The organism is Bradyrhizobium sp. SZCCHNR1051 (assembly GCF_032489615.1).
In the GTDB taxonomy this organism is placed as follows: domain Bacteria; phylum Pseudomonadota; class Alphaproteobacteria; order Rhizobiales; family Xanthobacteraceae; genus Bradyrhizobium.
The window spans coordinates 235734-246896 of record NZ_JAUEYJ010000002.1 but is presented as its reverse complement, the minus strand read 5'-3'; the positions used below and the strand labels follow the sequence as shown (position 1 = coordinate 246896).

Genomic DNA, 11163 nt, shown 5'->3' with positions numbered 1-11163 from the left:
TCGAGAACAGTTTGAGTAGAGCAGGCGGGCGCCGCGATGCCAAGGGCGAAGATGCCATGGGCGGAGCGGGCGCGTTTCGGGAGCAATGAATGGCCACGAAGGCAAAGACGCTGCAGGTGAAGGACAAGGAAAAGGACGACAAGGCGGCCGACGCTCCCGAGAAGGACGCCGCCGATGCGCCTTCGCCGTTGCTCGACCTGTCGGACGCCGCCGTCAAGAAGATGATCAAGCAGGCCAAGAAGCGCGGCTTCGTGACCTTTGATCAGCTCAACGAGGTCCTGCCTTCCGACACCACCTCGCCGGAACAGATCGAAGACATCATGTCGATGCTCTCCGACATGGGCATCAACGTGACCGAGGCCGAGGAGGCCGACGACTCCGACGAGAAGGACGACGGCGAGGACGAGACCGACAACGAGCTCGTCGAGATCACCCAGAAGGCCGTCACCGAGGTCAAGAAGTCGGAGCCCGGCGAGCGCACCGACGATCCTGTGCGCATGTATCTGCGCGAGATGGGCACCGTCGAGCTGCTGTCGCGCGAGGGCGAAATCGCCATCGCCAAGCGCATCGAGGCCGGCCGCGAGGCGATGATCGCGGGCCTCTGCGAAAGCCCGCTGACGTTCCAGGCCATCATCATCTGGCGCGACGAACTCAACGAAGGCAAGATCTTCCTTCGCGACATCATCGATCTCGAAGCCACCTATGCCGGCCCTGAAGCCAAGGGCGGCATGAATCCGCAGATCGCCGCGCCCGTGAATGGCGAGGGCGCTTCGGCCGAGGGCGGCGACGTCCAGGCCGCGGTCGCGCCGCCGGCCGCCCCGCAGCAGCCGACCCCGTTCCGTGCCGCGCCGAACGGCGCGCCCGCCGAGGAGAAGGATCCCGGCGAGGCGGCGGCCGAAGCCGACATGGACGACGACGAGTTCGAGAACCAGATGTCGCTCGCCGCCATCGAGGCCGAGCTGAAGCCGAAGGTCGTCGAGACGTTCGACAAGATCGCATCCGAGTACAAGAAGCTGCGCCGCCTGCAGGAGCAGGACATCGCCAACCAGCTGCAGAGCGAGTCGCTGTCGCCGTCGCAGGAGCGCAAGTACAAGAAGCTCAAGGACGAGATCATCGTCGAGGTGAAGTCGCTGCGCCTAAACCAGGCCCGCATCGACTCGCTGGTCGAGCAGCTCTACGACATCAACAAGAAGCTGGTCTCGTTCGAGAGCCGGCTGATGCGCTTGGCCGACTCCCACGGCGTGGCGCGCGAGGACTTCCTGCGCAACTACCAGGGCTCGGAGCTCGATCCGCGCTGGCTCAACCGCGTCTCCAAGCTCTCCGCCAAGGGCTGGAAGAACTTCGTCCACTACGAGAAGGACCGCATCAAGGATCTGCGCCAGGAGGTGCAGGCGATGGCCGCGCTCACCGGTCTCGAGATCGGCGAGTTCCGCAAGATCGTGCACTCGGTGCAGAAGGGCGAGCGCGAGGCCCGTCAGGCCAAGAAGGAGATGGTGGAAGCCAACCTCCGTCTGGTGATCTCGATCGCCAAGAAGTACACCAACCGCGGCCTGCAGTTCCTCGACCTGATCCAGGAAGGCAACATCGGCCTGATGAAGGCGGTCGACAAGTTCGAGTATCGCCGCGGCTACAAGTTCTCGACCTACGCCACCTGGTGGATCCGGCAGGCGATCACGCGCTCGATCGCCGACCAGGCCCGCACCATCCGCATCCCCGTGCACATGATCGAGACGATCAACAAGATCGTCCGCACCTCGCGCCAGATGCTGAACGAGATCGGCCGCGAGCCGACCCCGGAGGAGCTCGCCGAGAAGCTCGGCATGCCGCTCGAGAAGGTGCGCAAGGTCCTGAAGATCGCCAAGGAGCCGCTCTCGCTCGAAACCCCCGTGGGTGACGAGGAGGACTCTCATCTCGGCGACTTCATCGAGGACAAGAACGCGATCCTGCCGATCGACGCCGCCATCCAGTCCAACCTGCGCGAAACCACCACCCGCGTGCTGGCCTCGCTCACCCCGCGCGAGGAACGCGTCCTCCGCATGCGCTTCGGCATCGGCATGAACACCGACCACACGCTGGAAGAAGTCGGTCAGCAGTTCTCGGTGACGCGCGAACGTATCCGTCAGATCGAAGCGAAGGCGCTGCGGAAGTTGAAGCATCCGAGCCGGTCGCGGAAACTGCGGAGCTTCTTGGATAACTAATTGACGTTCGATCTTTGTCGTCATTGCCGGGCTTGACCCGGCAATCCATCGAGACATCAACGGCGGGCCGAAAGGCCCGTCTTTTTGTTTGTTCTGCTCATGGTTCCAGCGCACGAAAGAAGAGCTTCCGATGTTCGCGACCATGCGCCTGCTCGACAAACTCGGCCTTCACTTCTTCATTGAACGAACGCGCCCCGATACGATCCGCCTGTCGGTGACGTTGGTAGGCGAGCGGCTCGAGATCGATGTGTTCGAAGATGGCCATCTCGAATTCAGCCGCTTCCGCGGCGACGAGAGTGTAGAGGGCGGCTACGAAGAGCTGATGCTCTTTTTGCAGTCTCAAGGGGAATGAGCATGCGCATCCAATTGTCGCTGGACGCGGTGCCCGCGTAGTTCGTGTTGCATACTTTAGTTGTCGGTCATTGCGAGCGAAGCGAAGCAATCCAGGGCTGCGCGCACGACTCTGGATTGCTTCGCTTCGCTCGCAATGACGAAGGGCGGCGTCGAGGTGTCACGGTTGGGCCGACACGACGTGTTGTCCGCAAATGTCCGGATCCTTGCCGCAATTGGCCGAACTTTGCGCACACGGCGTTGGGCGATCGACTGCTAGGAATTGGCGTCTCACCGGAAGCCGATTCCCATGCATGACGACGAGTTTTCATCGGCCGCAGCGCGCGCCAGCGCCGCCGCCATCTGGGTGCCGCTGCGTCCCTTCATCGCCGCTGAAGCACGTCTCGCCGCGCGCGCAGCTGAAACGCCCTCGACCACCTTCCTCTACGAATTCCTCCGCTTCGGCGTGAAGCAGGGCTGGGCCTGCTTGTTCGGCGGCATCGCGGTGGCGCTGATGCTGCTGACGTGGCAGTTCTATCCGGCGACCGCGCCGCTCGCGCGCTATGATTTCCTCTTTCTCTGCATGCTCGGTGTTCAGGCCGCATTGCTCGCCACAAGGCTCGAGACCTGGGAGGAGGCGAAGATCATCCTGATCTATCACCTCGTCGGGACAGTGATGGAGTTGTTCAAGACCGCGACCGGCTCCTGGATCTATCCCGAGCCAAGCCTCATCCGGCTCGGCGGTGTGCCGCTGTTCTCCGGCTTCATGTATTCCTGCATCGGCAGCTATCTCTGCCGCGTCTGGCGTCTCTTTGATTTTCGCTTCACCGGCCATCCGTCGCGGCGCGGGCTGATCGGCCTGAGCGCGGCCATCTACTTGAACTTCTTCATTGACCACTATGGGCTCGATCTGAGATTTGTGCTGTTCGGTTGGGCTACGCTTTTGTTCGCGCCCGCGACGGTTCACTTCAAGGTCTGGCGCGTGCACCGCGCGATGCCGCTGCTGCTCGGGCTTTTCCTGGTGTCGCTGTTCATCTGGCTGTCGGAGAACATCGGCACCTTCACGCGGGTCTGGCTCTATCCGCAGCAGGCGCATGGCTGGACCATGGTGTCGCCGGCCAAGCTCGGCTCGTGGTTTCTGCTGCTGATCATCAGCTACACGCTGGTCAGCCTGATCAACCGGCCGAGGGAGATGGACGCTGGCGAAAGCGCTCTGTTGCCGGAGCGCCAGAAGCAAGCGGCATAGCGCACTGCCGTAGGGTGGGCAAAGGCGCTGGTACGGTGGTTAGGCCGGGGACAGTGTGGCGCGCCGTGCCCACCGAGTGTCGCGGCAGGCACCTGATGGTGGGCACGCGCTGCGTGCTTTGCCCACCCTACGGCAGCGCGGCTGATCTACTTCTTCTTCGCCCCGACGCGCTCCAGCGACTTGATCTGAAGCGGCGGGCGGCCGGATTTTTCGGCGATGTCGCGGTCCTGCTCCATGATGAAGCCGCGCGCGGGCTCGTCGCCGTCGAGGCCGCCGAGCAGGTCGGCCGGGACGCGGCGGTTGGAGCGCTGCGAGCCGTCCTCGTAGGTCACGTTGAAGAAGGCGAATTCGCCTTTGGGATTGGAGCCGGGTTTTTTCGCCATGGATGGCGCTTTACGGCGGCGGGGCCTGTCCGGTCAATGCAAGAAAATGCTTATCCGCTGCCCGAATTTGACTTTTTTGTCATATGGTTTTCGCGGAATCGGCGGGGCAGCCAGAGCGATCACGGACCGGCCGGCAGGGTCCCGAAACTCCTCGATTTTGCCGGATGAAAGTGCGTTCATCGTGGACGTCTCACCCCGCCGCGAATGCAGCCCATGTCGATGCCCCAACTCACCATCTGGTACAACACGCGCTGCCCGGTCTGCGACGCCGGCATAGACTGGCAGCGCAACAAGCTCCTGGCGCTGGTGAAGTCGGGGCGGGTCGTGTTCAAGGACATCAACGAGGAGCCGCAGGCGCTGGCTGAGTTCGGTGTCGACGTCGACGACGTCCGCCGCCGCCTGCACGCCACCGACGAGGAGGGGCAGCTGATCACCGGTGCCGACGTTGCGCTCTTGCTGTGGGCGCTGACGCCCGGCGAGGGCTGGCTCGCCACGCTGTTCGGCAACCGCCTGGTGCGCCCGCTGACGCGCTTCGGCTACGACCGGTTTGCGGATGTGCTGTTCGCCTGGAACAAGCGCAGGGGGCATTGGTGAGGCGACGATTGAGAGGATCTCGCGCCGAGCTCAGCTTTTCACCTCTCCCCGCAAGCGAGGCGAGGGAGCGCACCGTCTGTGCAGCAACAGTTCGACTCTAACGCCGCCGCACCTTGACCTGGGCATGCACCCGCGTGCCGCCGCTCGGACCGTCCTCATCATCACTGCGGCCGAGCGCCATGATCGCGGTGCCCATCGCGGTTGAGCCGAAGGTGACGAAGAACGAGCCGAGCAAGAGGCCGATGGCGACGCCGGGCGAGTGGTCGGCGAAGATCAGGTGACGCAGGCCCCAGGGATCGAGCAGCAGCAATCCGCCGACCAGCACCACGGCCATGCCGAGGCCGAGCGCGAGGTTGATCGCGAGCAGGCGGAACAGAGGGATCTGGAGCAATCGGCGCTGGCGTTGATTGTGCTGCATCGGCGATCTCCCGAGGGATCGTGAACGACAATGATATCGTAGCATCGACGGCGGCAGGCTCAAGGCCCGAGCCGCCCGGGACGGACATGGCTGTGTGGCGGCGAGGGCGCGTCGTTTCGGGACAGGCTGGATCGAACGTGAGGTGCGGAGAGGGGGCTGCTTGCCGTGGTTGCCTGCTGACCTCGACGGGATACGAGCCGTGATCTCACCTCACGCCGTCAATCCGGGACGCTCGCGCCAGCGAGCGAACCCGGAATCTCGAGCTTGGTATGCAGATGCGTTCCTCAGCTCCAGATTCCGGGCTCGCTCTCTCCGCGGCCAATCAGCTTTGCTGATTTGCTGCTACGCGAGCGCCCCGGAATGACGGAACAAGGCGAAAGCGCCATGCTCAACACCACGGACTCAAAACGACGGCCGCCTCTGTCGCGTAAACCTCGGCCCACCGCAGCCCTCACGCCGCCTCGCCATGCTGCCTGGCGATCACGCTCTGCCAGACGCTGGCGATGGCACGTTGCGTCTCCGGGGCGATCAGGCAGTGGCCCTCATTGTCGAAGCCGCAGAAGCGCACCGAGGGATCGTGCCTCACCTCGATCAGCGCCTTGTTGATCATCTCCAGCGACGCCATCACCTGGCCGATGTTCTGCAGCCGCGTGTGATGCAGGATGTCGATCAGGCGGAACATCATGATCGGCGGCTGGCCCATCGCAATGCCCGGCCGGCCGAACTCGAAGAACACGTTCACCGCCGGCAGCGCGCTCTGGATCTGCGCCAGGACCTTCGCCGCATCCTCGACGCTGCAGGCGACGAGATGCGTGCTCTGGGCGGGGAGGGCAGGCGTCGGCGGCGCCTCCGGGCCGAGCCCGAGGCCCGACAGCACCTGATGCTCGATCCAGCGCCGCACCTCCGGTGGCGCCGAGCGGATCTGGTCGGCAGACAGCGTAATCCCGATCATGGCGTCGTCTCCATTTCGGCCGTGGAGCCTAGGGAGTCATGATGGCGCGGTGTTGACGAGGATCAAGCGGGGGTGATGGAAGCTGCAGGCAGGGGTGATCACGCATCGTGCCGCGTGCGCGGTGTGCGCCTCCCCCGCTTGTGGGGGAGGTCGCATCGCATCGGAAGATGCAATGCGGGTGGGGGAATTCTCTCCGCGTGCACCGCCGTTGCGGCTGCCCCGCCCCAACCCTCCCCCGCAGGCGGGAGAGGGAGCGTACCGGCTCCGTGATCGGCGCTTTGCGGCACGCCGCCGCAGTTTTGACGCGAGCATTTCGCCCGTGCCATGATCGCGCTGCACTTGGAATCACGAAGCTCTGAACTGACGAAGGATCCCGCATGCTCTTGCGTCGTCTTGCCGTGCTGCTCGCGGCCTCGTTCTCGGCCCTCTCAGCGGCAAGCACCGCGCAGGCGGCGCGCTGCGGCGGCGACTTCAATACCTTCATCGCGGGCGTCTCGGCGGAGGCGCAGAGCGCCGGCGTCTCGGGCGGCACGATCAGCCAGGCGCTGTCGGGCGTGACGCTCGATCCGGCCGTGCTCGCCTTCGACCGCCGCCAGCGCTACACCTTCAACAAGAGCTTCGAGCAGTACGTCTCGACCCGCGTCGGCGCCGGCCGCATCAATGGCGGGCGCGCCATGCTGCAGCGGCACGCCGCGCTGCTGTCGCGCATCGAGCAGCAATATGGCGTGCCGCGCCAGATCCTGGTCGCGATCTGGGGACTCGAGACCGATTTCGGCAAGGGCGACATGGGCAAGCTGCCGGTGATCCGCACGCTTGCGACCTTGGCGCATGACTGCCGCCGCACCGAATTGTTCCAGGGCGAGTTGCTGGCGGCGCTGAAGATCGTCCAGCGCGGCGATCTCACTCTGCGCGACCTCGTCGGCGCGTTCGCCGGCGAGATCGGGCAGACCCAGTTCCTGCCGTCGTCCTACATCAAATACGGCGTCGATTTCGATGGCGACGGCCGCGTCGATCTGCGCCACTCCACCGCCGACGTGCTGGCCTCGACCGCGAACCTGCTGCACAGCAACGGCTTCAAGATGGGCGCGCCCTATGACGAGGGCTCGGCCAATTTCGAGGCGATGCGCGAGTGGAACAGGGCGGTGATCTACCGCAAGACCATCGGCTACTACGCCGATCAGTTGATCGGGCGGTAGCGCTATCCGTCGCTCGCGACGTGCGCCAACGCCGCGTAGGCATGGCGAGTGACGGGGATCGCTTCAGAGGAGACGGGTCATGTCGCAGTCGCCGCCACGACCGTTCGCCGCGTTCGTTACCCGGGTCCAGCACCAGAGCGGGATGCGCGCCGCAATCACCTCGGCCTATCGTCGCGCCGAGCCGGAGTGCATCGCGCCGCTGCTCGATCTCGCCGCGCTTCCGGAGGAATCGTCGGCGCGAGCGGCCGAGCTGGCGCGGGATCTCGTCCTGCGCCTGCGCGGCAAGGCGCAATCCGGCGGCGTCGAGGGACTGATCCACGAATATTCGCTGTCGAGCCAGGAGGGCGTCGCGCTGATGTGCCTGGCCGAGGCGTTGCTGCGGATCCCGGACACGGCGACGCGCGATGCGCTGATCCGGGACAAGATCGCGACCGGCGATTGGCGCGCCCATATCGGGCACAGCCCGTCGTTGCTGGTGAACGCGGCAACCTGGGGCCTGATCGTCACCGGCAGGCTGACGGCCGCGGCAAGCGAGGATAGCCTGGCCTCGGCTGTCACGCGGCTCATCGCTCGCGGCGGCGAGCCGATCATCCGCAAGGGCGTGACGCTCGCCATGCGCCTGACGGGCGAGCAGTTCGTTGCCGGGCAGACCATCGACGCGGCGTTGTCCAACAGCCGGCCGTGGGAAGCGCTGGGCTTCCGCTACTCCTACGACATGCTCGGGGAGGCGGCGACGACGGCGGACGACGCCGCGCGCTACTTCGCGGCCTACGAGACGGCGATCCATGCGATCGGGCGGCATGCGGCCGGTGCCGGCATCTACGAAGGGCCGGGCATCTCGATCAAGCTCTCGGCGCTGCATCCGCGCTATGTCAGCATCAAGCGCGGCCGCGTCATGGACGAGTTGCTGCCGCGGCTGAAGCGGCTGGTGCTGCTCGCGCGGCGATACGACATCGGCCTCAACATCGACGCCGAGGAAGCCGACCGTCTCGACCTGTCCCTCGATCTGCTCGAGGCGCTCTGCCGCGATCCGGACCTCGCCGGCTGGAATGGCATCGGCTTCGTCATTCAGGCCTATCAGAAGCGCTGCGCCTTCGTCGTCGATTGGCTCATCGACCTCGCGCGGCGCTCGCAGCGCCGGCTGATGGTGCGTCTCGTCAAGGGCGCCTATTGGGACAGCGAGATCAAGCGCGCCCAGGTCGATGGCCTGGAGGACTTCCCGGTCTTCACCCGCAAGAGCCATACCGACGTGTCGTACCTCGCCTGCGCCCGCAAGCTGTTGCGCGCGCCGGACGCCGTGTTCCCACAGTTTGCGACGCATAATGCGCGAACCCTGGCATCGATCGTCGAGATGGCCGGCCCCAACTACGAGCGCGGCCAGTACGAATTCCAGTGCCTGCACGGCATGGGCGAGCCGCTCTATGAGGAGGTCGTCGGGCCGGCACGGCTCGGCCGCCCGTGCCGCATCTACGCCCCCGTCGGCTCGCATGAGACGCTGCTGGCCTATCTGGTGCGCCGGCTGCTCGAGAACGGCGCCAACACCTCCTTCGTCAACCGCATCGCCGATCCCGCCGTGTCCGTCGACGATCTGATCGCAGATCCGGTCGCTGTCGTTCGCAATTCGGAACGTCCGGGCGCCCCCCACGACAAGATCAGGCGTCCGCCCGACCTGTTCGGCCCGGGCCGCGTGAACTCGGCCGGCTTCGATCTCTCCGACGAGAGCGCGCTGGCGCGTCTCGGCGACGGCCTGGTCACGAGCGCGAGCCTCGATTGGAAGGCCGCGCCGTCGGGCGCGACGGAGTGCGCATGCGCGCGCCTCATTCGCAATCCGGCCGATCGTCGTGACGTCGTCGGCGCGGTCAGGGATGCGACGGCGACAGAGATCGAGGTCGCGCTGTCGCGGGCCGTGAATGCCGGGACGGTCTGGGCCGCGACCAGCGCAGGCGTGCGCGCAACATGCCTGCGCGCCGCGGCGGACGCGCTGGAGGCGCGCAGCCTCGTCCTGATCGGGTTGATCGTCCGCGAAGCGGGCAAGACCTTTGCCAACGCCGTCGGCGAGGTGCGCGAAGCCGTCGATTTCCTGCGCTACTATGCAAGTGAGATCGAGGGTCTCACAGAGGGCGGCATTCCCGACCCGCTCGGGCCGATGGTCTGCATCAGCCCCTGGAATTTTCCGCTCGCGATCTTCACCGGCCAGATCGCAGCCGCGCTCGCGGCGGGCAATCCGGTGCTGGCGAAGCCTGCCGAGGAAACGCCGCTCATTGCCGCCGAAGCCGTTCGTATCATCCACGAGGCCGGCGTGCCGGCCGACGTCCTGCAACTGCTGCCCGGTGACGGCAGCGTCGGCGCGGCGCTGGTCGTGGACCGCCGCATCCAGGCCGTGATGTTCACGGGATCGACCGCCGTCGCGCGGCTGATCCAGAAGCAGCTCGCCGAACGCCTCACGGTGCATGGACAGCCCGTGCCGCTGATCGCCGAGACCGGCGGCCAAAACGCGCTGATCGTGGATTCTTCGGCGCTCGTCGAGCAGGTTGTCGGCGATGTCATCGCTTCCGCCTTCGACTCCGCAGGCCAGCGCTGTTCGGCGCTGCGCATCCTGTGCCTGCAGGACGACGTCGCCGATCGCATCCTGTCGATGCTGCGTGGCGCGCTGCGCGAGCTTGAACTCGGCAATCCCGCGTCGTTGTCGGTCGATGTCGGCCCGGTGATCAGCGGCGAGGCCCGCGAGACGCTCGATGCGCATGTCGCCACGATGCAGGCGCGCGGCCATGCCGTGGAGCGGCTGCCGCTGCCGCCGCAGGCGGCGCATGGCACGTTCGTCGCGCCGACCATCATCGAAATCGGCAGCATCTTCGATGTCGAGCGCGAGGTGTTCGGCCCGGTCCTCCACGTGCTGCGCTACCGCCGCGAGCAGCTCGCTGACCTCGTCGACGCGATCAACCTCACCGGCTATGGCCTGACCTTCGGCATCCATTCGCGGATCACGGAGACGATCGCGCGTGCGTCGAGCCACAGCGCGGCGGGCAACATTTACGTCAACCGCAACGTGATCGGTGCGGTGGTCGGCGTGCAGCCATTCGGCGGCTCCGGCCTGTCGGGGACCGGGCCGAAGGCCGGCGGTCCGCTGTATCTGCGCCGGCTGTTCGCGATGCCGCCGCGCCAGCGGCTCATGGCGTCGCAGTCTGACGCGGTCTTGCGCTCTTACCTCGACGGGTTGCGCGCCAGCGGACACGCCGAGGCGGCGCTGGCGTGCGAGGCGCATGGGCCCCAGGTGCTGGCCGGCCTCGAGATCGAGTTGCCAGGACCCGTCGGCGAACAGAACATCTATCGCATCACCGCGCGCGGCGTCGTCGCTGCACTGGCGAGAAGCGAGCAGGCGTTGCTGGTCCAGATCGGCGTCATTCTGATGACCGGAAACGACGCGTTCGTCGAACGCGCCAACCCTGCTTGTGCCGTGTTGGGACCGCTCACCAGCCGGCTGCGCGGCCGCCTGCGGATCGTCGAGAGCTGGCGGGCTCTCGGCGATCTGCAGGCCGTGCTTGCCGACGGCGAGGCGGATGAATTGATCGCGCTCGGCCGCGACCTCGCCACGCGCCCCGGGCCGATCATCCCGCTCGTTACGCCGCGCGCCAGCGACGGCTGCTACGATCTCGACCGGCTCGTTACCGAGGTCAGTCTCTCCACCAACACCGCGGCCGCCGGCGGCAATGCCAGCCTGATGTCGATCGGCTGAGACGACAGGTATTCCATCCCGGGCTGGCTCGAGGCCCCAGGACAGGATAGGGGAGAACACCGTCATCGCCGGCCCGCTCCGCCCGCTGACGCACGCTTCGCTCCGATCGAGGA

Annotated in this window: 9 protein-coding genes; 6 read left to right on the top strand and 3 right to left on the bottom strand. The window is 66.1% G+C overall.

The features are described from left to right. Window positions 1–89: 89 nt before the first annotated feature. The 3 genes from rpoD to QW868_RS03050 all read left to right on the top strand — a co-directional run bounded on the left by rpoD (window position 90) and on the right by QW868_RS03050 (window position 3774). The gene (gene rpoD / locus QW868_RS03060; RefSeq protein ID WP_316229894.1) at window positions 90–2198 is read left to right on the top strand and encodes an RNA polymerase sigma factor RpoD; all 2109 of its coding nucleotides are present in this window, start codon (window positions 90–92) and stop codon (window positions 2196–2198) included. Between the two features lie 130 nt (window positions 2199–2328). Next, on the top strand, window positions 2329–2550 hold the full coding sequence (locus QW868_RS03055; RefSeq protein ID WP_316229893.1) for a hypothetical protein: 222 nt from the start codon (window positions 2329–2331) through the stop codon (window positions 2548–2550). Window positions 2551–2838: 288 nt separating this feature from the next. Next, a complete protein-coding gene (locus tag QW868_RS03050; protein ID WP_316229892.1) occupies window positions 2839–3774 on the top strand; it encodes a DUF817 domain-containing protein in 936 nt (311 codons plus the stop codon). A 146-nt stretch (window positions 3775–3920) separates the two neighbouring features. Here the strand turns inward: QW868_RS03050 and QW868_RS03045 are convergent, their stop codons facing one another. After that, window positions 3921–4157, bottom strand: a complete 237-nt coding sequence (locus QW868_RS03045; protein WP_315777706.1) for a hypothetical protein — start codon at window positions 4155–4157, stop codon at window positions 3921–3923. A 219-nt stretch (window positions 4158–4376) separates the two neighbouring features. On the opposite strand from QW868_RS03045, the gene QW868_RS03040 reads away from it, so the two are divergent. Continuing rightward, window positions 4377–4751, top strand: a complete 375-nt coding sequence (locus tag QW868_RS03040; protein ID WP_315758818.1) for a thiol-disulfide oxidoreductase DCC family protein — start codon at window positions 4377–4379, stop codon at window positions 4749–4751. Between the two features lie 97 nt (window positions 4752–4848). On the opposite strand, the gene QW868_RS03035 is transcribed toward QW868_RS03040, so the two are convergent. Both QW868_RS03035 and QW868_RS03030 read right to left on the bottom strand, forming a co-directional pair. Beyond that, window positions 4849–5169, bottom strand: a complete 321-nt coding sequence (locus QW868_RS03035; protein WP_315736399.1) for a hypothetical protein — start codon at window positions 5167–5169, stop codon at window positions 4849–4851. 451 nt (window positions 5170–5620) lie between these two features. Continuing rightward, window positions 5621–6121 (bottom strand): hypothetical protein, encoded by a 501-nt coding sequence (locus tag QW868_RS03030; protein WP_316229891.1) that lies wholly within the window; start codon window positions 6119–6121, stop codon window positions 5621–5623. A gap of 377 nt (window positions 6122–6498) precedes the next feature. On the opposite strand from QW868_RS03030, the gene QW868_RS03025 reads away from it, so the two are divergent. Together QW868_RS03025 and putA are read left to right on the top strand one after the other, a co-directional pair. Further along, window positions 6499–7317 carry a lytic murein transglycosylase gene (locus tag QW868_RS03025; RefSeq protein ID WP_315779244.1) on the top strand — a complete coding sequence of 273 codons (819 nt, stop codon included), beginning with the start codon at window positions 6499–6501 and terminating at the stop codon, window positions 7315–7317. A gap of 79 nt (window positions 7318–7396) precedes the next feature. After that, window positions 7397–11050 carry a trifunctional transcriptional regulator/proline dehydrogenase/L-glutamate gamma-semialdehyde dehydrogenase gene (putA, locus tag QW868_RS03020; RefSeq protein WP_316229890.1) on the top strand — a complete coding sequence of 1218 codons (3654 nt, stop codon included), beginning with the start codon at window positions 7397–7399 and terminating at the stop codon, window positions 11048–11050. Window positions 11051–11163 lie beyond the last annotated feature (113 nt).